This is a genomic window from Amycolatopsis ponsaeliensis, from assembly GCF_030182635.1.
Lineage (GTDB): Bacteria > Actinomycetota > Actinomycetes > Mycobacteriales > Pseudonocardiaceae > Amycolatopsis > Amycolatopsis ponsaeliensis.
This window is the reverse complement of sequence record NZ_JAPZLD010000024.1, coordinates 67,576-87,233: the sequence shown is the minus strand read 5'-3', so window position 1 is coordinate 87,233 and position 19,658 is coordinate 67,576. Positions and strand designations below refer to the sequence as shown.

The 19,658-nt window shown below is 67.9% G+C and carries 21 protein-coding genes; 14 read left to right on the top strand and 7 right to left on the bottom strand.

Annotated elements, in window-relative coordinates:
• Positions 1–14: 14 nt before the first annotated feature.
• Both QQ657_RS31705 and QQ657_RS31700 read right to left on the bottom strand, forming a co-directional pair.
• The gene (locus QQ657_RS31705; RefSeq protein WP_284745945.1) at positions 15–347 is read right to left on the bottom strand and encodes a hypothetical protein; all 333 of its coding nucleotides are present in this window, start codon (positions 345–347) and stop codon (positions 15–17) included.
• Entirely contained in the window at positions 344–1,102 is a 759-nt protein-coding gene (locus QQ657_RS31700; protein WP_284745944.1) for a TauD/TfdA family dioxygenase, read from the bottom strand. Before QQ657_RS31700 ends, QQ657_RS31705 begins: the two co-directional genes overlap by 4 nt.
• Positions 1,103–1,267: 165 nt before the next feature.
• Between QQ657_RS31700 and QQ657_RS31695 the strand changes: the two genes are divergently transcribed.
• Positions 1,268–1,684 (top strand): NUDIX hydrolase, encoded by a 417-nt coding sequence (locus QQ657_RS31695; protein WP_284745943.1) that lies wholly within the window; start codon positions 1,268–1,270, stop codon positions 1,682–1,684.
• A gap of 131 nt (positions 1,685–1,815) precedes the next feature.
• Positions 1,816–2,937 (top strand): helix-turn-helix transcriptional regulator, encoded by a 1,122-nt coding sequence (locus QQ657_RS31690; RefSeq protein WP_284745942.1) that lies wholly within the window; start codon positions 1,816–1,818, stop codon positions 2,935–2,937.
• On the opposite strand, the gene QQ657_RS31685 is transcribed toward QQ657_RS31690, so the two are convergent.
• Genes QQ657_RS31685 through QQ657_RS31675 form a run of 3 tightly spaced genes read right to left on the bottom strand, consistent with a single transcriptional unit; the run spans position 2,934 to position 4,311 of the window.
• Positions 2,934–3,191 carry a hypothetical protein gene (locus tag QQ657_RS31685; protein WP_284745941.1) on the bottom strand — a complete coding sequence of 86 codons (258 nt, stop codon included), beginning with the start codon at positions 3,189–3,191 and terminating at the stop codon, positions 2,934–2,936. The genes QQ657_RS31690 and QQ657_RS31685 overlap by 4 nt on opposite strands.
• Positions 3,188–3,940: a Scr1 family TA system antitoxin-like transcriptional regulator gene (locus tag QQ657_RS31680; protein ID WP_284745940.1), complete on the bottom strand. Its 753-nt coding sequence runs from the start codon at positions 3,938–3,940 to the stop codon at positions 3,188–3,190. Before QQ657_RS31680 ends, QQ657_RS31685 begins: the two co-directional genes overlap by 4 nt.
• A gap of 8 nt (positions 3,941–3,948) precedes the next feature.
• Positions 3,949–4,311 (bottom strand): hypothetical protein, encoded by a 363-nt coding sequence (locus tag QQ657_RS31675; RefSeq protein WP_284745939.1) that lies wholly within the window; start codon positions 4,309–4,311, stop codon positions 3,949–3,951.
• Between the two features lie 374 nt (positions 4,312–4,685).
• Between QQ657_RS31675 and QQ657_RS31670 the strand changes: the two genes are divergently transcribed.
• Positions 4,686–5,549, top strand: a complete 864-nt coding sequence (locus QQ657_RS31670; RefSeq protein ID WP_284745938.1) for a DUF5753 domain-containing protein — start codon at positions 4,686–4,688, stop codon at positions 5,547–5,549.
• Between the two features lie 21 nt (positions 5,550–5,570).
• A complete protein-coding gene (locus QQ657_RS31665) occupies positions 5,571–5,762 on the top strand; it encodes a DUF397 domain-containing protein (RefSeq protein WP_284745937.1) in 192 nt (63 codons plus the stop codon).
• A 463-nt stretch (positions 5,763–6,225) separates the two neighbouring features.
• Here the strand turns inward: QQ657_RS31665 and QQ657_RS31660 are convergent, their stop codons facing one another.
• Together QQ657_RS31660 and QQ657_RS31655 are read right to left on the bottom strand one after the other, a co-directional pair.
• On the bottom strand, positions 6,226–7,566 hold the full coding sequence (locus QQ657_RS31660) for an FAD-binding protein (protein ID WP_284745936.1): 1,341 nt from the start codon (positions 7,564–7,566) through the stop codon (positions 6,226–6,228).
• Entirely contained in the window at positions 7,563–9,812 is a 2,250-nt protein-coding gene (locus tag QQ657_RS31655; protein ID WP_284745935.1) for an ATP-binding protein, read from the bottom strand. Before QQ657_RS31655 ends, QQ657_RS31660 begins: the two co-directional genes overlap by 4 nt.
• A 363-nt stretch (positions 9,813–10,175) precedes the next feature.
• Here QQ657_RS31655 and QQ657_RS31650 point away from each other — a divergent pair, with 363 nt between their 5' ends.
• The 10 genes from QQ657_RS31650 to QQ657_RS31605 all read left to right on the top strand — a co-directional run bounded on the left by QQ657_RS31650 (position 10,176) and on the right by QQ657_RS31605 (position 19,658).
• On the top strand, positions 10,176–12,464 hold the full coding sequence (locus tag QQ657_RS31650; protein ID WP_284745934.1) for a tetratricopeptide repeat protein: 2,289 nt from the start codon (positions 10,176–10,178) through the stop codon (positions 12,462–12,464).
• An 82-nt stretch (positions 12,465–12,546) separates the two neighbouring features.
• Positions 12,547–13,305, top strand: coding sequence for a hypothetical protein (locus QQ657_RS31645; RefSeq protein ID WP_284745933.1), 759 nt, complete (start codon positions 12,547–12,549; stop codon positions 13,303–13,305).
• A 188-nt stretch (positions 13,306–13,493) separates the two neighbouring features.
• A complete protein-coding gene (locus tag QQ657_RS31640) occupies positions 13,494–13,805 on the top strand; it encodes a DUF6355 family natural product biosynthesis protein (RefSeq protein ID WP_284745932.1) in 312 nt (103 codons plus the stop codon).
• Position 13,806: 1 nt separating this feature from the next.
• Positions 13,807–14,370, top strand: a complete 564-nt coding sequence (locus QQ657_RS31635; protein WP_284745931.1) for a hypothetical protein — start codon at positions 13,807–13,809, stop codon at positions 14,368–14,370.
• Positions 14,371–14,483: 113 nt separating this feature from the next.
• Positions 14,484–15,230 carry a hypothetical protein gene (locus QQ657_RS31630; protein WP_284745930.1) on the top strand — a complete coding sequence of 249 codons (747 nt, stop codon included), beginning with the start codon at positions 14,484–14,486 and terminating at the stop codon, positions 15,228–15,230.
• The gene (locus tag QQ657_RS31625) at positions 15,227–15,880 is read left to right on the top strand and encodes a flagellar biosynthesis protein FlgA (RefSeq protein ID WP_284745929.1); all 654 of its coding nucleotides are present in this window, start codon (positions 15,227–15,229) and stop codon (positions 15,878–15,880) included. The genes QQ657_RS31630 and QQ657_RS31625 overlap by 4 nt, the downstream gene beginning before the upstream one ends.
• A gap of 5 nt (positions 15,881–15,885) precedes the next feature.
• Positions 15,886–16,647 (top strand): MinD/ParA family ATP-binding protein, encoded by a 762-nt coding sequence (locus QQ657_RS31620; RefSeq protein WP_284745928.1) that lies wholly within the window; start codon positions 15,886–15,888, stop codon positions 16,645–16,647.
• Complete coding sequence (locus QQ657_RS31615) at positions 16,637–17,956, top strand: TadA family conjugal transfer-associated ATPase (protein WP_284745927.1); 1,320 nt, start codon at positions 16,637–16,639, stop codon at positions 17,954–17,956. Before QQ657_RS31620 ends, QQ657_RS31615 begins: the two co-directional genes overlap by 11 nt.
• Positions 17,953–18,804 carry a type II secretion system F family protein gene (locus QQ657_RS31610; protein ID WP_284745926.1) on the top strand — a complete coding sequence of 284 codons (852 nt, stop codon included), beginning with the start codon at positions 17,953–17,955 and terminating at the stop codon, positions 18,802–18,804. The genes QQ657_RS31615 and QQ657_RS31610 overlap by 4 nt, the downstream gene beginning before the upstream one ends.
• The gene (locus QQ657_RS31605) at positions 18,801–19,658 is read left to right on the top strand and encodes a type II secretion system protein (protein ID WP_284745925.1); all 858 of its coding nucleotides are present in this window, start codon (positions 18,801–18,803) and stop codon (positions 19,656–19,658) included. Before QQ657_RS31610 ends, QQ657_RS31605 begins: the two co-directional genes overlap by 4 nt.

Below are 19,658 nucleotides of genomic sequence, written 5' to 3'. Positions count from 1 at the left end.
TTGCTCGCGTTGGATCACAGGACCTTCCTCCCACGGTTGTGCTTCGGGCGGATGGGGCGCTCGGTGAAGCGGCTGGCTTCGACGGCGGCGATGGAGAGGTGGATCTGCTCGTCATCAGGGGCGGGGAGGGCGGCGTTGAGCACGAGGGTGAGGCTGCGGCGGCGGATGTCGAGGAACAGCGGGTCCACGTCGGCGGTGCAGGCCTCGCGCACGGTGGCCTGCCAGCGGCTGAGGTCCTCGTCCGGGCCGAGGTCTTCCCAGCATGCGATGGCCCACTTGCCGCGCTGTAGCTCCCCGGCGATTTCCAGTGGCCCGGGTACCCAGTAGGGCGCGGCGACGTCCGTCATGGCGCGATCGCCTGGGCGAAGCCGGCTGGGATGCGCCACGCCGGTAGGGGCTCGATGAGGGCCCGGTACATCGTCCGCGGGCCGGTGAAGGCGGTGCGGCCATGGAGCCAGCGGCGATTGTTGACGACGTACCCGCAGCCGGTCCGCGTGGGGAGGGTGATCGTGTGGCGGTTGATGATCTGGGTGAGCAGGTCGAGCCAGCGTTGGGTCTGCGGGGAGAACCGGGCCAGCTCGTCGCGGCGGAGCCGGATGCCGACCAAGCCGCCCGGGTCGGGTTCGAAGACGTTTCCGACGATCCCGGCCGCTCCGCCGAAGTAGGCGCCGCGCCTGGCCGACAGGTCGGCCAGGGCTTCGGGAGCGATCGTGGCCAGCTCGTCGTGAATCGCGTGGCCGTCGACGAGGACGCAGTCACCGCCGCGCTCGGCGGGGCGGACGCACGTCATGGCCACCAGCAGCGGAGGCCGCGGCAGATTCGAGCAGTCGGTGTGTACGGCCAGAGCGTGCCGGCTGAACCCACCCTGTCCCGCAGGCGTGCGGGCGTTCCTGCGGTCGGTGATCACTGTGAGGCCCGAGTGGGTGCTATCTCGGTGGGGCACGAGCCGGCCGAGCCGGTTGGCCAGTTGCCGCAGCTGTCGTTCGGTGCGCACACCGTCGAACAGCGCGACACCGTCACGGGCCAGCACGGCGGCAAGCTCGCCGACTCCGCCCGCCGCGGCGATGTCGACGCGGCAGTCCGGCAGCGCGGTCACGGACATGGCGGCTCTCCCCTTCGGCGACGGTTCTTGCGGTCTGACCAGCACACCGGGTCGGAGCGCGCGGCGTCCACTGACAGATTGTCAACCTCGCGGCGGCGTGGACGACCTCGTTGCGCTGCTACGGTCGGTGACAGAAGGCGCACGGATGGCGGGAGGCTGGTGTCGGTGGTGGAGGCCGGATACCCGGTGTCGATCAAGGGCGTGCTGGTCCGGGACGACCGGGTGCTGCTGGTGCACAACGAGCGCGGCGAATGGGAGCTGCCGGGCGGCCGGATCGAGCCCGGCGAGACCCCGGAGGAGTGCGTCGCGCGGGAGATCACCGAGGAGTCGGGGCTGCCGGTCGAGGTTGCGGGGATCCTCGATGCCTGGGTGTACCACATCGCCGTGGCCGACAAGGATGTGTTCATCGTGACCTACGGCTGCACTACGGCATCCGGCGCGGCGCCGGTGATCAGCCACGAGCACAGCCGGATCGGCGAGTTCGCCGAGCACGACATCTCCGGGCTGCGCATGCCTGAGGGGTACAAGCGCTCGATCGCCGCCTGGTTCGACCGGCTTCGCACCCCGCACCCGGTCCGGTAGCGGTCATGGCCGGGTGCGAACGCTGCGAGACGGCCTTGAGCCGCTACTCCAATGCCCCGGTCTGCCCGGCCTGTCGTGCCGCGACGACCAGCCTGTCCCCACGTCCGCCCCGGCTGGCTCCCGCCGTCTGGATGTGGTCTGACCCCGCCGCCGCGGCGGCACTGGGCTCGCGGGATCTCGCCACCATCCTGCGCGCCTATCGCGCCGCGAACGGGCTCAGCCAGGAGGCACTGGCCGCCTTGCTCGGCTACGACAAGTCGTACGTCGCGATGATCGAAACCCGCAGGCGCATGCCCGGCGACGTCGCCGGGCGCCGGCACATCGCTCGCGCCCTCGGGTTGCCGTTCCACCTGCTCGGCGTCACCGACCCGGACGACGCCGACTTCGCCGCGCTGGTGCAGTTCGGCGACAGCGTGATCCGGCTGGCCGAGATCGCCCGCCAGTCCGGCCGGGTCGTCGAGGCCGTCAACGAGCTGTGGCCGCTGGCGGCCCGCCTCGAAGCCCGCGCCGCCGACGGCCGTCTCGAGCGCGACACCCTGTACCTGCTTGCCTCCGCTCGCCTGGCCCTCGGGGTGTCTCTCGGCACCGTGCTGCCCGAGGAGCGCCTCCCCGGCGCCGCGGCCTGGACCGGCAAAGCCCTCGTCCTGGCCCGCCACCTCGACGATGACGACTTCTTCGCGAACACCCTGCGGATGCACGGCAACGAGTTGCGCAAAGCAGGCCGACTCCACGCCGCGGTCGCCCGGCTGCAACACGCAGCCGCCGTGTCCACGACCGCGGCCGGGCACGGTGCCGCTCTCGCGCTGCTCGCCCGAGCCGCCGGCGAGGCAGGATCGCCGACCCAGTTCGCCGACGCCATCGACGGATGCCGGCAGCGACTCGACGCGGCGGCCGGGAACGAACTGCTGCTGCACCCCTTCACCCTGCGGGAAATCCACGCACGGGGACTGCTTGCGCTCAACCGGCCACACGAGGCCCTCCAGGTCTTCAACACGGCTGCGGGGGAACCCGCCGCCCCGCAGTGGCACGTCATCGAGCGGGTCACTGCCGGGGAAGTTCTCGTCGCGACCGGCGAGCACGCTGGTGCCGAGGAGGCGTTGGCCGCGGCTATCGCGACTGCCGAGCAGCGTCGGCTGCCGCACCAGCTGCAGCGGGCTGTCCGCGCCGCCAGGCAGGGGCGCCTGCCGGCCATCGTCGATGCTGGACGTCTTGCGTTACAACGTCTTCGTGGCCTGCTCTCGCCTGTCGCCTAGGCGCGCTTCTTGCCGATTCGGTCCTGCTGCAGCGGGATGCCGTGGTCGCGCCGGTAGATTACGTCACAGCGGTCGCATTGCCGGGGAATCCCGAGCGTTCGCCGTTCGCTCAACGGCAGGAAAGTCGCCGTATCGGAAAGGCCGCACAGTGTGGTGAACGCCTGGCCAGGCTTCAACACACCCGTGAGACGGTGCCACTCGCCGTCGATGACCGGGTGGACGGCTTGAGGGTCCACGTAGATCGCCGCGCTCATCGTGACGCGCCGACCTCGTCGACCGCGTGGTCTTGCAGCCGAGCGAACGTTGACCGATAGCGTTTTACCGTGTCGGGATCGCCGAGATAGGTGCGGGCGTGGTCGTGCCGCAGAACGACGGTGGAGAGGCCGTTCTCGGTCTCGTAAATGATGAAGCCGTCGATTGTTCCGTGCGCGAAGGCGCTCGCTGGGACGATCCCTGCCGTGACGTTCGTCAACCGCGGCAGGCGCGTCGCCGAAGCCCACGCGGCTTCGCTGACGAGGATGGCGTGCGCGCAGTGCTTCGGGCGGTCGAGCTCTTGAACCTGTTGCGTGAAGATCGCTTGGTCGATGTCGTCAGACGCAACGTCACGGCGCAGCAGCGCCTCCCGGATGTATTCGGATGTTCGCAGGAAATCCGGGACCCTGTCTGGTGTCCACTCGAACTTGCGAACCGCCAGCTCTTCGTAGGAGCGCTCCAGGCTGGTCGAGTCCGGAGCGAGTTCCTCGACGCAGCTGAGGCGGTCACCTTGCCGGTGGAGCTGCATGAGCTGCCGGTACACCGGTGGGCTCACCTGCAGGTAGCCCAGGATGAATCCCAGTGCCTCCGGTGGTGGTCGGCGAAGCCCTGTTTCCCATGACGAGAGGGACGCGGGTGTGAATCCCAGATTTCGCGCCAGGGTACGGAGGCTGACGTCCGCCCCGGTGCGCAATTTTCGGAGCTCGTGGGACAAGAGCAGCAATGCCGGATAGAAGTTGGGTGCGGACATCTGTGTTCTCATTCCGTGCTGAGAGGGTGACATGGCGACGCCACGATGCCGGCGTCGATGTCGTCGGCGTGTGAGCGGAGCAGGTCGACGATCTCCTCGAACTGGTCCGCGAGGTCATGCTGTTCGTCCGGCGTCGCCGTACCGTCCGCCAGCTGGGTCCTGAGCACGCCGATTCGTGCGTCGACCGCCAGGAAGGCATCAACGAGCTGCTGCGTGGCGCGAGACATGGCGACTCCGGATGGCGCTGGTGGTCCGTCCGAACCGGACAGTCGGCGTAACCCGGCGAGGACGCGGCACAACAGGACGAATTCGGGGTACTCGGCGACCCGCAGGTCCGCTTCGGACGGCCAGGCGATTTCGGTCGACGGCACCGTTGTCACCACCTCGGGATGCGGATCGGCAAGAGCGGACGTGACTGTGTGAATTGCCACGCGTTGGTGACATCCGCGCGCGGGCCAGGGGCCGTTTGGTCCACTCGTCCGGGGGTCTCATGGGTCCCTCCCGAGGCATTCGTGCGGCGGCGGAGATGCGGGATGAGCCGTATCGGGGACGGCCCTCGCACCTCCGCCGCCTGTCCTGGGCGGGCAACTGGACGCCCGCGGATCGGTCTGCCAGTACGGTCGCGTAAATTTGCATGTGATGCAAGTGTGACGACGTGTAAATTTACATTGCTACCCGTTCGGGTTACCGTGCAACTTGACTGTGCTGCCGTAGGCTCAACGCCGACCGATCGAGAGGAGTGTCCGTGGCCGCCGAGATCAAGGCGAAGACCGCCGGGGTCCGCATGCGGCGGATCGCCCGCACCATCCTTGCCTGGCGTGACGCGAGCGGTCAGGACCAGATCGAGGTCGCGAAGGCGGTCGGCTGGTCGAACGCGAAGCAATCACGGATCGAGACCGCCAAGCTGCCGATCACGCCTGCTGATGTCATGACACTCGCCTTGCATTTCGGCCGGCCTGCAGACGAACGCGATGCGCTGTTCCGCGACGCGCAGGCGGCCCAGAGTTCCCGCTGGCTGGACCAGATCTCCGCCGAGGCGTTCGCCGCGGACGTTCGCGAGTACGTGGCGCTCGAGGCCGAGGCTGCCAAGGCGCGGATCTTCAAGATCGACGTCGTGCCGGCGCTGCTCCAGACCGAGGAATACGCCAGGGCCATCTCGGAACTGGGCTCCGCGCCCGACGACGAACGACGCGAGGAACGGGTGCAGGCCCGCATCCGGCGCCAGGCTCGGTTGCGGGACGAGGCGCCGCTCGGCGTTCGTTGCGTGCTGACCGAAGCGGTGCTCAGGCTCCAGGTCGGTGGTCACGAATCCTGGCTCGAACAGCTCTGGCGGATCGCCGACCTCATGGAACTGCCCAACGTCGACATCCGGTTCCTGAGAAGCGAGAACGGCGCTTACCGCGCGATGGGCTATCCGTTCACCGTCCTGAGCTTCGACGACAGCGAGCCGGACATCGGCTACGTCGAGCTGCTGCGGACTGGCGTATACCTTGAGCGGGAAGCCGAGGTCCAGCCATACGTCGAAGCCTTCGAAGAACTCTGGACGTCGGCGGAGGAGCCGGCCGAGTCCCGTGAGCTGCTGATGGAGATCATCGGAGCAGCCGGGTGACCAGAAGACTGGAGACGGACGTTGGACAAGGCTCAGGTGTCGGAGGCGGCGTGGCGGAAGAGTAGCTACAGCGGCGAGGGTGGCAACGAGTGTGTCGAGGTGGCGCCCTTCGGCGACGGTGCCGCCGTCCGTGACTCGAAGAATCCGCGCGGCGGCTTCGTTGTCCTGTCGGACGTCGCGTGGATCGCCTTCCTGGCCACTGTCGCGAGGTAGTCCGTAGCAGTGACGAGGCGAGTCAATCGAACGTATGTTCTATGCGTCTGATAGGTTCTTCGCGCCGAGGTTGGGATCGCAGAGCCGGGAGGTCGCTATGGCGTGGTTGCTGAGGGAGCGAGCTACCGGCCGGGAGTGGCGCATCGGCGACAGCGACCTCGCGTGGGATGCGGGCGGCTACGACACGGTGCGGTTCGAACTCCACGTTCTCGACGAAGACGTCAGCGGAGCTCCCGACGGCTTACCCGCCAGTCGCGCGGCGTCAGCCTGCGGAGGGTGATGCGCAGGCGGCCTGCGAGAGGCCGCCCCGCCGGTTCGGCGTGGCCGCCAGGGCTCTTGTCGCGCTTGGAGGCCTGCCGCAATCGCAGTGGGGTGGCCTTCGTCGTGTTGGGTATCCCGGCCGCGGCGGTCGACGCCGTCGATCGTCGGCGCACCGCGACTGCGCGTCTCGATGTCCGAGAGCCTATTGAGCGAAGCGCCGGGGAAACAGATTCAGCGGATCATGCCGATCCTTCGCCTCGGCAAGCGTCTCTTGTTTCGTGCCGAGGTGGCGCGTCCAGTCAGCACTGGTGAAGGGGATGGCTCCGGTCGGATAGCTGGTGCCGCCTAGACCGACAGCAGTGTCGTACCAACGTCGGTTGGCAGCAACCATCTCATCGGCCTTCATCGTGTCCGCGGCGAAGCGGAGCCCGGCGACAAGATACACCGTGCTCCCTCGAGGTACTCGGAAAAGAGGAGTACTGAAGGCTGCCGTGGATATCGGATAGATGAGTATCAACCCGGACGCGCCCATGTCGGCCTGCTCCAGGCCGTCCATGACTTTGCTGGCGAAGGATTCGATCTTCGCATCGGGTAGCAGCAGGTTGGCCCACGGGTGCGGAGCGTGCCACTCTCCCGTACTTTCGAGGTATGTAACGGTCTCATCGAGGCGTGTCGCGAACTCCCAGTAGCTCAGGTCCTCGATCTTGTCGCGGGAGGCCGTGAAACCAAGCTCGGATAGGAGTGCCCTCTCGTCGGGTCCCCCAGGGGGCGAGTAGTTCGAGGCGGCGTCGAGCATGAAGACCCAGTCGTCGCCGGTCGGCAAGATTTCTCCCTGCAGGAAATCGAACCGCCCCTCGGCAAGCAGATTGCGCTGGTTGGTGATCAGAGCTTCGATGGTGGGATAGTAGATCTTGATGCGTCGTACACGTTCAGGCGCCGCCATCAGCGGCAGCGTGGCTCGCACGATTATGCCGCACTGACCAAAGCCGCCAAGCATGGCGTAAAAGAGATCAGGTCGTTCGGTGGGCGAGCAGTGGCGGAGCAGGCCGTCGGCCGTGACAACGTCGAGGGAAATCACGTTGTCCGTTTGAACTCCGTAGCGATGGCTGGTGCCGCCGATCCCGCCGGCTGACAGAGTGCCTCCCACGGACGTTCCCAGATAGTCGGTGAGGACGCGTGGTGTCAGTCCCTGCTGGAGCGTTCGTGCGAGAAGCGAGTTCCAGGTCGCGCCGGCGTCGACCGTCACCGAGTCCTCGGTGAGATCGTGGATCTCCACCATGTCCGTCAGGTCGACGACCAGGCCGTCGAGCGCTTGCGCCTGCCCCAAGCCGGAGTGGCCGTGGCCGCGGGGTACGACCGGGATGTCGTTGGCCGCGGCGACGGGCAAGACGGTCCTGATGTCGGTTATGGATCCGGCACGGAGAACCGCGAGGGGACGGTTGCCGACGACGCCGCCGAAGTCGGCTGCGGCGTATGCCGTCGCAGCGGGCTCGGTGACAACCGTGCCGTCCAGCCTCAGCTGGGAAAAAATGTTCGAGGTCAACTATCTCTCCCGCTTTCCAGATTATCGATACAGGCGCGTACGGCACTCTCGGCAGGGTCGCCTCGCTGTTCGAGAATGCTCGCGGCCTCTTCGAGTCGGGTGCGTGCCCCGCTGCTGTCTCCGCAAGCAATCAATGTCCGTGCGAGCGCCCATAAGGTGTCGGCTTGCCCTTTGTCGTCATGTGCGGCTCGTTGTACGGACAGGGCGCCTTCGAGTTGCTGTGCTGCTGCTTCGAAGCGATTGGCTGCGAGGTGAGTCATCCCGATTTGATAGAGTGAGAGGCCTTCGCCGTACCTGTCGTCGATCGACCTGCAGAGTGAAAGGGCGCGACCGGCGTATCGGAGCGCATCCTCGGTGTGCTGCTCTTCGCGGCACAGATCCGCGAGGTGTACCAACGCCACCGACTCGGCGTGCTGGTCGTTTTGTGCGCGATGGATGACCATGCCGCGTTCGAGCGAGCTCCTGGCCAGGTGAAAGTCTTCCATGTCCGCATGCGCGAGTCCGATGCCGATGTGGCACCACGCCGACCTGGAGGCCTCATCGTGGTTTTCCAGCAGATCCAACCCCCGGAGGAAGGCGTCTCGGCCGCACTCGGGGCGTCCCAGACCGAGTTCGACCAGGCCGAGCCCGGTCAGCATGTCGGCTTGAAGGCTCGGTTCACCCAGTTTGGCAGCGGCTTCCAGGCCGAGATGATACGTGTGGTTCCAGATCGTCCAAGGCTTCCGAAGGTGGAAATAGGAGAAGAGCGCTTGCGAAATCCGGCACGCAAGACCCGGGTGTCCGGTCTTGAGCGCGAGCCCGACCACGGAGGGGAAGTCGGCCAGTTCCTGTTCGCACCAGGTGAACGCAGCGGCGTAGTCGAGTGCGGAGGTGTCAGAAGCTGGAGGACGGAACGGCCCGAGGGCGCGCCCCGCTTCGTCGGCGGTGCGCAAGTACCATGACAGCTCACGGACTTGAGCTTGTTCGATGTCTTGAGGCGTGTCCAGTGCGAGTGCTTGCTCGGATGCATATACCCGAAGCAGGTCGTGGAGCCAGAAGCGGTCTCGGCCGGCTTCCTCGACCAAGTGGCACGTGGCCAGTGCGCGGAGAATATTCAATGCCTGTTCGGATTGCGTGTCGGCGAGTGCCGCGGCCGCCGCGACGCTGATCTCCTTGCCGGGGTGAAGACCGAGTAACCGGAACATCCGCGCGGCTGCCTCGGGCAAAGCCCGGTAGGACCAGGAGAAGACCGCACGTACGTCGGCGTCCCCGTCTGCGGCCAGCGCGGCGAGCCGCTGGTGCTCTTCGGCCAGGTCTTCGGCGAGTTCGGACAGACGGATGGGGTGGGCGGCGATGCGTTCGGCCGCGACGGCGACAGCGAGGGGTAGATGACCGCACCGATCGAGGACGGCTCGTGCAGCCTCTGGTTCGTCGTCGACCCGTGGGCCTACGACTTCACGCAGGAACCGCAGTGAATCGTCGGCCTGAAAGGGCGCCAGAGCCAACAACGTCGCACCGGCACGCACGGCAAGTCCGGTGAGCATGACCCTGCTCGTCAGCAGTACCGTGCTGCCGGCCGCGCCGGGGAGCAGCGGGCGTACCTGGTCCGAAGAGACTGCGTTGTCGAGCACAACAAGAATGCGGCGGTTGTGCGTCATCGTGCGGAACAGCGCTGCCCGCTTCTCTTCGCTGGCGGGTACGTCTGCAGGGGTCAGTCCCAAGGAAATCAAGAAGTCTTCGAGAACTTCGGAGGGGCTGGCCGGCACCTGGTTCCCTGAGTGGCCTCGAAGATCTGCGAACAGCTGGCCGTCAGGGAAGCGGTCGATTTCCCGGTGAGCCCAATGCAGGGCCAATGTGGTTTTCCCGACCCCGGGTGGTCCGTGGATGGTCGCGATTGACAGCCTGTCGGCTTGCGCCGCGACTCTGTCGAGGGTCGAGAGCTGATCCCCTCGTCCGACGAACCGGCCCGGAGCGGCCGGCAGCTGGGCCGGACGTGTCACTGCGTCCGGATCGCCCGGGCGTGGACGTGGGATCAGCGCCAGCAGTTCGCCGTCGGCCTCGAGCGCGTTGTCGCAGGCCGCTGCCAGTTCCGCGGTGGCTGCCCGACGGCCATGTTCGACGTTGGCGAGGTGGGCTCGGCTGTAGTGAGTGCGAGCGGCCAGTTCCGCCAATGACAAGCCGCGGGCGATGCGCACATCCCGTAGCTCACTCGCGAAACTCTTTCGCTTCTCGCCTTCTGCGCCCCCCGTTTCATGTTTCCTGTACATGAAACAGAAACCCCCTGGTATTCGCGGTCGCGCCAGTTGATCCTGAGATGGAAGCACTGGGCGACAGGATACGTACCCCTCGGTAACGAGAGTATCGCTGCCGGGGCCTCGAGTCAGGCAAGTGACGGGACCCGGCGAGCAAGATCGTCCAGGAGGCTGAAGGTCGAGCACTATAGGTGACTTTTCTTCATGAGCAGTCCTGCATGGGTTGTACTCGAACGAGTGAGATGGTGACGTCTTGTAGTTGTTGAGCTTCATCCTTTCAGGGAGTTCGGCTGCTCGGACGGCTGGGCGCTTGCCGGAATGAGTGTCTGAAGGCTGAGTTCCCGGCCATCCGGCGCGTCCAGTGCGCGGGGAGGCGCGATGAGGAAGATCGACAGCTTTGCGGCGGTGGTGCATCGCCGACGGAGACAGCGCGGCCTGTCCCTCGGCGAGGTCGCCGCGAAAGCCGGCTACAGCTCGAGCTACCTCTCGAAACTGCTGCACGGCCACCGACCGCTCTTACCGGCCGTCGTACACGACCTCGACTCGGCGTTGGAAGCCGAAGGTGAGCTTGACAAGATCGCCGCGGAACAGCGTGGTGACGCGCGCCCGGTTGCTCGCCCGATCCAGCTGCCTCCGGCAGCGACCGACTTCGTGGGTCGTGACGAGCAGCTCCAGGCGATGGATCACGCCCTGGTGTCCCAAGGTCGTCCAGGCGCGACAGTGACGATCGTCATCGAGGGCGGCTTCTGGACCGGTAAGACCGCGCTCGCGGTGCACTGGGCGGCCGGCGTGCAGGCCCGCTTTCCTGGCGGATGCCTCTTCGCGGACCTCCGGGGACTCGCGCCCGGTGCGCCGGCCGACCCGGAAGAACTCCTGGACGGATTCCTGCTGGCCCTCGGCGTCAGGTCCGCCGAACTCGGTACGTCCAGCTTGCAGACGCGGATCGCTCGCTATCGTTCGCTGCTCGCCGAGCGCCCCGCGATCGTGATCCTCGACAACGTCGCCGACTACCGGCAAGCCGAATGGCTGCTCCCCAGTGCCGGCAGCGTGGTGCTCGCGACCAGCCGGGAACGTCAGCCTGGCCTGCTGGCACGCACAGGCGGCACGGTGATCGACCTGCCGCCACTGGCTGCCGAGCAAGCACTCGACTTGCTCGGACGCCGCGTCGGCGAAGCGCGCGTGCGAGCCAGCGTGAGGGCTGCCGAATTCGTCGTGGAGCGGTGTGGCTGCTTGCCGATGACGGTTCTCATCGTCGCTGAGCACCTTCAGCGTCACCGCGAGACGTCGTTGACTGCGTTGGCCGAACGCCTGGACTCCGAGAAAACGCGGCTCGATCTGTTCACGTCGAGCGATCCGGCGGTGAACATCCACGGCGTCGTCGACGTCTCGTACCTGGCACTGCCGCCGATGGTCAGGCGGGTCTTCCGGTATCTCGGGATCGGCCCGGCCAACGTGGTGACGCGCGAGTCGATTGCAGTGCTCGCCGACCTGGACATCGAACGCGCCGAGAAGTCCCTGCTGCTCCTCGTCGAAGCGCATCTGCTGGAACAGCTGCCGAACGCTCGATACCGGCTCAGCCCGCTCTTGCGGGCCTACGCGCACCAGCGCGCGCTGGTCGAAGAGCGGCTCTGCGAGGTGGAGCACGCTCACGATCGGGCGCTGCGCTGGTACGCCGCGACCGCCTGGGAAGCGAACAACACGTTGATCCCCAGCTGGGCGGATAGCGGCATCGCCCCGCGGAACCTCGTCGGCATCGAACCGATGTCGTTCGAATCCGGTGGATTCGACGCGGCCATGGCCTGGTGCGAGCAGGAGGTGGCGACCGCGCTCCAGTTGGCACGGAACGCGCGGACCTACGGGGCGAAAGACGTCCTCTGGATGCTGCCTACGGCCTTCCTCCCGTACTTCGTGCTCACGCGCAGCTGGAACACCTGGCTGATCGCGGCTCACGACGGGCTCGCCGCTGCACGCGATGCCGGCAGCGATGCGGGCATCGCGCGGAGCATGGAAGCGCTCGGCTGGGTCGAGCACGAGCTTGGCCGAACCGAGGACGGCATCACGCACATGGAAGAGGCCCTTCGCAGTCATCGGCAGCTCGGCGACGATCGATCTCGAGCTTGGACCGCCTACGGCCTCGGTCTGGCGTACGCCGGCTCCAGTCGGACCGCCGAGGCTCGCGAAATGCACGAGCTGGCCGACCACCTCTTCGCAGCCTCTGAAGTCAAGATCGGCCTCGCGGTGAACCGAGCCGCACTCGCCGACGTCTGCGACCTGCTCGACGCTCCGGACAAGGCGATGGAGTACGCGCTCGACGCGCTGAATCGCGCGCAGATGTTCACTTCGAAAGCGGTCCTCGGCATCGCGCATCAACGAATCGGCGCCCTGCTCGCCCGGCATGGTCGCCACCGTCTGGCGTTGAAGCACTTCGATGAGGCGCTGGCCGTCCGCGGCAGGAGTTGGCAGCGCTGGGGCGCCGCGGAGACGTTGATTTCACGGGCCGAGGCTCTTTGCGAGCTCGGAGAGGTCGAGCGAGCACGAGAGTCGTACGTCCGGAGCTTGGAAGTGCTCGAGGCCATCCGTGATGTGCGGGCTTTGGCTGTGCGGGCCCGGTTGGCTTCCTTGGAGGTCACGAGCACGGGCTGGCTGCGAACGTCCGTCACTGCTTGACAATCCACCCACTGGCCCCTCGATCGGCGTATTCTCCACCCCCGTGAGCGGTGCGAGGGTGGGGATTCTTGGAGCAGTGTGCATGACGGGATTGGTCGCGTGCACTGCTGGAGACTCCGAGACCGACAAGACCGCACAGCAGATCGCCGAAGAGATCGACTCACCGCCACAGCCCTCGGCGGTGAAATACGCGCGGAAGGCCCTAGATGCCGCACACGGCAGCTCGGAAGCCTTCGCCGTGGTCGAGATGCACGACAGCACTACGGACGATCCCGACGAAGCCACCACGCACCTTGTCTTCCGGGTGTACCACCCCGGAACGCAGGACGAGTTCTTTCCTCAAGAGCCGGTGACTGCCTGCTACAACGTGGGCTTCAACTTCCGAGGCCTCGTCGATGAGCCTCATCGCACTGATTGCCCAGCAGGCGCGAAACCTCTGGACCCGCCTCCGATCCCGGTCTGGGAAGTGCCAGAAGGCTTCGATCCCTCTCTGCAGTCCGTCCTGACCGGCCTCCCCGCATCCGTGGCCGAGAAAGAAGTGCTGGCGGCTCTGGCGCGTTCGATGCCGGCGCCGCCATTCGACCCGGAAACCCGGACGCAGGGCCAGGCACCCCTGCAGGACGTTGCCCTCCGCGGCAATGACGTCGGTGTCGCCTACCGAGCAGGAGACCGTTCCGCGGGCGGCATCGACTGCCTCCTCGGCTCTCGCGTAGACGGGCGACCCTTGTCTGGCGTCCGTCGTGGCAGCAAGTCCAGCCGGGCGAACTCCCGTGTACGGCGCAGACCGCACTCGCCCGTCAAGGAATCACTCCGCCTCACTGAGCCGCACGTGGCTTCTTGACAATCGTTTGCTTTTTGACAAGACCGGGACAAAACTCGCACTGAAACAGCACAATGCTGGGTTGCTCACGCGGTTCCGCAGAATCGTCGTTTGTTCCACAGTGGATTCATCAAGGCCTTCGACTTCTCGTTGGCTCAGAACGAATCCATGGAGGACGAATGAGGTCACGCGCTCTTCGGTTCAGGACCTTGACCCGGCTGTTCTGCGTTGCGCTGGGTTCCGCGATCGCGCTCGGTGTCGTCGCAAGTCCGGCTGATGCCGCGACGCAGGTGAAGCTCCGCGACAAATGTGGCTACCTGCAGTGGGGCGAGTACCGGCACTGCGATGGCGGCACCGGCTCCACCGTCATGCTCGACGTCGAAGACATCTGGGGCAACGTCTACCACTACTGCGTCGGTCCCGGCGTGACCGATCTGCAGCCGGTGATCAGGTGGCGCGTGACCGGCGCCTGGTGGAACGGCGGAGTCAACTGCATTCCGGGCTTCTACGGCGAGGCCTGAGATGTTCCGGACACAACTCCTCGGACTGCTCTGCCTGCTGGCACCGATGGCCGCGTGCACCGGCACGAGTGGGTCGGCGGTGGCCAGCCCGCCGGCAGTTGCCCCTTCGCCGCCGAAGCCCCACGGGCCGGCCGACGAAGCAGCCGAGCAGGCCCTGCATGTGTACGAGCGGTACTGGCGGGTCAGCGAGGAAGCCGCTGCGTCGCCGCGCGGCGTGGACTGGCCCATGGAACTGGCGAAGGTGATGGCGGACCCGGCGCTGTCCGCCTACATCGCCGAGTTGGAGAACCTCGCGTCCGTGCCCGCGCATAGCCGAGGCCAGTACGGCCGATCGCCCGCGGTGACGTCGGTGTCCCTGGCTCAGCCACCGCGGGTCGTCGTGACCGACTGCCTCGATGCCACCAACGACCACCTCATCAGCGAGAAGCCGGGCGAGGCCGGGCGGAGCTTGGACCACCCCGATCAGCCCAAGCGCTACGTGTTCGAAGCCGAGATCGTCCGGTACCCGAATCCGGACCGCTGGCTCGTCCAGCAGGTACAAGCGCGATTGGAGAAGCCATGTTGAGGCGTGGTTGCGCGTTCCTGGCCGTGCTCGGCATGGCCGCGGTTCCAGCAGTCGCACGCGCGCAGGAAGCGTCTGGCGGATGCACCACCGCAGGAAGTCAGGGGCGGTGCTGGGTGGCGGCCGCGAACCCGGGACGGCCAACCGGGCCGGCGGGCCCCGCGCCCGCCTCCGACGGGCAGAACGGCGGTGGTCCGCAGTATCCGTGCGTCGACCATCCGTGGACGCCTCCGCCCGCCGGCGACCCGCTCTGGGGCGGCCAGAACCCGTCACAAGGGTCGCTGAAGCTGCTGATCTGCCGTGGTGGCGGTGCGTTGCAGGGGTGGCCGCGGGTGGTGTTCGCGCCGAACGGCCAACCGATCGCCGTGCCGCAGGTGTCCCCGGCTGAGTTGGCCGAACAGGCGATCGCGGAGATGGACCTGTCGGCTCCGGACATCCGGCTCGCCCCACCCGCGGACTCACCACGCGGAGCCACGATCGGCTTCCCCGTCTGGATGTGGACTGCTCGCCGCGAGGCAACAACCGGTCCGGTGACCCGCACGGCGACCGCCGGCCCGATCAGCGTGACCGCCACAGCGACGCTCGCACGGATCGACTGGTCGATGGGCGACGGCACGACCACGCGCTGCCCCGGCCCGGGAACGCCGTTCACCGAAGACCAGGCCGGAAAGCCGTCGCCGACCTGCGGGCACACCTACGAACGGCTCGTGCCCGGCGGCGTGGCCGAGATCAGCGCGACGAGCAGGTGGGAGATCACCTGGTCCGGCGGCGGCCAGAGCGCATTCCGGACGATGAGCCTGACGTCCTCGGCGCAGCTGCCGGTCCGCGAGGTCCGGACGCTGAACACGGGAGGGCCGCGATGACGACCCGAGGCCCGCTGCGGACCGTCCCGGACGCTCCACCGTCCGAGCCGATGCAGCTTCGGCCGCCACGGCGGCGCCGGTCGAAGCTGCTCATCCTGCTCGGCCTGCTCCTGTCCGCGGTCTCGGCTACCGGCGTGGTCTGGGTGTTCCGGGCCGTCGACGACTCGATCGCAGCCGTCGGCGTCGCGTCTCCCGTTCGATACGGCGACGTCATCACCGCCGACGTACTGCTGGAGGTCCACGTGCGGCCGGACCCCGGCGTCCACGCCCTGGCCTGGGACCAGCGGTTCGAGATCATCGGCAAGCCGGCCTCGACCGACCTGCGGCCCGGTGCGATCGTCACCCCGGACCTGGCGGCCGGAAGCACGTCCATCCCCGCGCCGGGGGAGCAGCTGGTCGGCGTCGCGGTCAAGCCGGGCCAATTGCCGACGACACCCCTCGAACCCCGGCAGCCCGTGCTCCTGGTCCCGGTCGGCTCCACGGATACCGCGTGGACACCCGTCCACGGATCGGTGCTCCGCGTCGGCGCCCGCGACAGCTCGTCTCTCCAGGTGGTCGACATCGTCGTACTCGAGCGCGATGGCGCCCAGGTCGCCAGCCGCGCGTCGGCTGGCGGTGTCGCGATCGTGGCCCTGCCGAAGGGCGGGTGACCGGCATGCTGATCGCGTTCGTGTCCCTGCAGGGCAGCCCAGGTGTTTCGACGGCTGTGTCGGCCCTGACCTGGGTCTGGCCCCGGCACGCCGTCATGGCCGAATGCGACCCGACTGGCGCCCAGGCGCTGGACGTCTTCGACCCCGACGGCAGCCACGGCCGTCCGAGCGTCTTCGAGGTCTTGGCGCAGGCGCGTTCGATGCCCTTGCACCGGGCGATGTCCAGCCAGCTGCTCGTCCTGCCCGACGGCACCGCGCGCCACCAGGTACTCCCCGGAGCGCGATCGCCGCAGGAAGCCGAGAGCCTGGATTGGCGACGGCTCACCGACCTGTTCGTCGAACTGGAGACCGTCGACGTGCTCGCCGACTGCGGCCGCGTCCGAGCCGGCGGCGCACCGTATGCCGTGATCACCGGCGCGGCGCTGCTGGTCCTGGTCGTCACCAACTCCCGCAGCTCGCTGCGCAAGCTAGCGAGCTCGCTGGAAGTTCTGCGCGAGGAGACTGGCCGGGCCGGCGATGACTTGGCGCTCTTGGTCGTCGATCCCGATCCGCGCACTCACCAGCGGTTCCCGCACCGGGAGATCGCCGACCAGTTCGCCGCCGAAGGCGTGCCGATGGCCGGCTGGCTCCCATGGGATCCGGCCGGCGCGGCGCAGTTCACGAACCTGCACCGACCGGGTCGGCGATTCGAGACCTCGCCGCTGCTGACCACCGCGCGCAAGGCCGCGGAGGAGATCGGCCGGCGGGCGGTGCGGCATGTCCGTTGACGAACTCGTCATGCGCGCGCAGCAGCAGCTCGCGCCGCTGGTCCAGCAGGAGGCCGCTCGGCAGTCTCGCTCGGAGCGGGAGGTGGCTGAGGAACTGGTCGACGGTGTGCTGGCCGCGGTCGGCAAGGACTGGGCCGGCTCAGGCCAGCGGTTCTTGGACGCCCGCGAAGAGCTGGTCGTCAAGCAGGCCGTACTCGCGGAGATGTTCGGCCTGGGCGGCTTGGACCAGCTCTTGGCCGACGAGCGCATCGAGAACATCGATATCATCGGCAACGAGCCCGCGTGGCTGTCCCACGACGACGGCCGGGTCACCCGCGGTCCACGCATCGCGGCCACCGACGCCGAGGTAGTCCAGTGGCTGCAGCGCACCGCAGCCCGGATGGGCCGCACCGAGCAAACCATCAACGACGCTCGCCCCCTGCTGAACATGGAACTCCCCGGCGGGGAGCGGCTCGCCGCGGCCATCGGAGTCACGGACCGCCCGCACGTCTCGATCCGCCGGCACCGACTGCCGAACGCCGGGCTCGAGGAGCTGCGTCGGCGAGGCATGATCTCGGCCGCGCAGTTGATGCTCCTGCGCGCCGCCGTGCGCGCGGAAAAGAACGTCGTCATCTGCGGGCGGCAGAAGGCCGGCAAGACCACGCTGCTGCGAGCCCTTTGCTGGGAAATCCCGCCCGCGGAACGTTTTGCGACGCTCGAGACCGAGTTCGAACTGGGGCTGCACCGGCATCGCGATCGCTTCCCGGCCGTCATCGCGTTCGAGGAACGCGAAGGCAACTCCGAGCGGTCCCGCAACGGCACGCTGGTCGGCGGCGTCGACCTCTCCCGGCTCGTGTGGCAGTCGCTGCGGATGCACACCGCCCGGACTGTCGTGGGGGAGGTACGCGGGAACGAGATCATCCCGATGCTGAACGCCCTCTCCTCAGGCGGCGCCGGCTCACTGTCCACTGTGCACGCACGCAGCGCCGCGCAGGCTGTGCACCGCATGGTCCTGCTGTGCCTCGAGGCGAACACGGCGTGGACACCGGAATTCGCCTACGAGCTCGTCGCCAACACGATCGACCTGATCGTGCACGTCGACCTGGTCCAGCAGCAGGACCGCTTGGACCGGCACGTCGCCGAGATCGTCTCCATCGAGCCCGGCGAGTACGGCAAACCCGCGCGCACTCACGTATTCAAGCCCGGGCCTGACGGCGGACGGGGCCAGCCCACCGGCAACCTGCCGACCGACCTCGCCGACTACGAGCGCGGCGGGTTCGACCGGGCCTGGCTGACCTCGAGCGGCGACGGCGGATGGAGCGCGCCATGAATGAGCTGATCTTGGCTGCCGCTGTCCTGCTCGGCGGCTTCGCGGTGACCCTGGTCGTCGCGGGGGTCGCTGGCCGCGACGAACCGCAGCGGCCGACTTTCCGCCCGGCTCGCCGGTGGCGGCCCGACCGTTGCGGTTCGCCGCGCGGCGGTGTGGCCGCGGGTCTTGGCGCGGGTACCTGGCTGGCGAGTGGTTGGCCAGTCGCCGGGCTCGCTGTCGCCGCCCTGGTCTTCCTGTGGCCGTGGCTGTTCGGCGCCGGGCAGGCCGCGGCACAGCGCATCGAGCGACTGGAGGCGCTGGCCGACTGGCTCCGCGGCCTCGCCGACGTCCTGCAGGCAGGCAGTGCAGGACTCGTCGGCGCACTACAGAGCTCCGCGTCCGACGCGCCGCCTGCGATCGCCGGCGAGGTCACGACGCTCGCGCAGCGCCTGCGGACTTGGAACGTCCCGAAGGCGCTGCTGAGCCTCGCCGACGATCTGGACGACGAAGTCGCCGACGCCGCGGCAGCAGGTCTGTGCGTCGCCTACACCCAGGGAAGCGGCGTGGTCGACCTGTTGCGGACTTTGGCGCGCCAGATCGCCGACGACGTCGCTGCCCGCCGGGACGCCGAAGCTGAACGCGCGCGTCGCCGATCCGCGGCGAGGATCTTGCTCGGCCTGTGGTGCGCGATGTTCATCGGCTTCGCGATCTTCGGCAGCTCCAGCTACACCTCGGTCTACGACAGCACCGGTGGTCAGATCGTCCTCGCCGTGATCCTGGGTGTCGTCGGTCTGGCTGTCGTGTGGCTGCGCCGGCTCGGACTCGAACCCCGTGCCGAGCGGTTCCTGACGCTGAAGGAGCGGACATGACCGCTCAGGCCATCATCATTCTCGCGGCGATCGTCGCTTCGGTGGGCGTGACGCTCCTCGTCGCCGCGTTCGCGCCGACACGGCCACGACTGGCGGACATCCTCCATGACCGTGTGGCCGCATCAACCGGACTCGGTCTCGCTGGTGTGGTCGTGCGGCACGCTGAGCGGTGGCACCTCGCCGCGTTGCCGGCGGACCTGGAACTGGTCGGTCAATCGCGTGAGAACTTCGTGCTGCAGCGCGTCGGCCTTCTGCTCGGCGGTGCCCTGGGGATCCCGCTCCTGGCGACGCTGCTGGCCGTGTTCGGCGCGGCGCCGCCGGTGTTCCTGTCCGGAGCAGCTTCCCTGGGTGCTGCTCTGCTCGGCTGGCAGCTCCCAGCGGTCTTGCTGAAGGCCAAGGTCCAGCGCGCCCGGACGACGTTCACGACCGCGCTGGCGGCGTACTGCCGCTTGGTCGCACTGGGCAGGCTCGGCGACCGCGGCCCGGCCGAAGCCCTGCGCTACCCGGCGACGCTCGGGTCCGGCTGGGCGTTCGAACGGATCAGGCTCGCCATCGACGAGGCGGTGCTGCGCGGCCGGATGCCCTGGGACGGCCTCATCGAACTCGCCGAGACGGCTGGCGTCCGCGAGCTAAAGGACATCGGCCAGATCATCGCCAGCGCCGGCCACGACGGCGCCAGCATCGCCGACACCCTCCGCGCCAAGGCCGCGTCGATGACCCAGCAGCAGCTGGCTTCCCGCAAGACCGGCGCGTCGGTCCGCTCCGACCGCATGGACATGCCCCTCGCTCTGCTGGGCCTGGCCTTTATCGGCTTCCTCGCCTTCCCCGGGATCTACCTGATGCTCCACGTCTGA

What these genes read in the sequence shown, in the direction of transcription:
- QQ657_RS31605 (WP_284745925.1), top strand. Translation starts at nt 18,801, where the DNA reads ATGACCGCTCAGGCCATCATCATTCTCGCGGCGATCGTCGCTTCGGTG.
- QQ657_RS31635 (WP_284745931.1), top strand. Translation starts at nt 13,807, where the DNA reads ATGTTCCGGACACAACTCCTCGGACTGCTCTGCCTGCTGGCACCGATG.
- QQ657_RS31610 (WP_284745926.1), top strand. Translation starts at nt 17,953, where the DNA reads ATGAATGAGCTGATCTTGGCTGCCGCTGTCCTGCTCGGCGGCTTCGCG.
- QQ657_RS31690 (WP_284745942.1), top strand. Translation starts at nt 1,816, where the DNA reads ATGTGGTCTGACCCCGCCGCCGCGGCGGCACTGGGCTCGCGGGATCTC.
- QQ657_RS31700 (WP_284745944.1), bottom strand. Translation starts at nt 1,102, where the DNA reads ATGTCCGTGACCGCGCTGCCGGACTGCCGCGTCGACATCGCCGCGGCG.
- QQ657_RS31625 (WP_284745929.1), top strand. Translation starts at nt 15,227, where the DNA reads ATGACGACCCGAGGCCCGCTGCGGACCGTCCCGGACGCTCCACCGTCC.
- QQ657_RS31655 (WP_284745935.1), bottom strand. Translation starts at nt 9,812, where the DNA reads ATGTACAGGAAACATGAAACGGGGGGCGCAGAAGGCGAGAAGCGAAAG.
- QQ657_RS31705 (WP_284745945.1), bottom strand. Translation starts at nt 347, where the DNA reads ATGACGGACGTCGCCGCGCCCTACTGGGTACCCGGGCCACTGGAAATC.
- QQ657_RS31645 (WP_284745933.1), top strand. Translation starts at nt 12,547, where the DNA reads ATGACGGGATTGGTCGCGTGCACTGCTGGAGACTCCGAGACCGACAAG.
- QQ657_RS31615 (WP_284745927.1), top strand. Translation starts at nt 16,637, where the DNA reads ATGTCCGTTGACGAACTCGTCATGCGCGCGCAGCAGCAGCTCGCGCCG.
- QQ657_RS31685 (WP_284745941.1), bottom strand. Translation starts at nt 3,191, where the DNA reads ATGAGCGCGGCGATCTACGTGGACCCTCAAGCCGTCCACCCGGTCATC.
- QQ657_RS31650 (WP_284745934.1), top strand. Translation starts at nt 10,176, where the DNA reads ATGAGGAAGATCGACAGCTTTGCGGCGGTGGTGCATCGCCGACGGAGA.
- QQ657_RS31620 (WP_284745928.1), top strand. Translation starts at nt 15,886, where the DNA reads ATGCTGATCGCGTTCGTGTCCCTGCAGGGCAGCCCAGGTGTTTCGACG.
- QQ657_RS31680 (WP_284745940.1), bottom strand. Translation starts at nt 3,940, where the DNA reads ATGTCCGCACCCAACTTCTATCCGGCATTGCTGCTCTTGTCCCACGAG.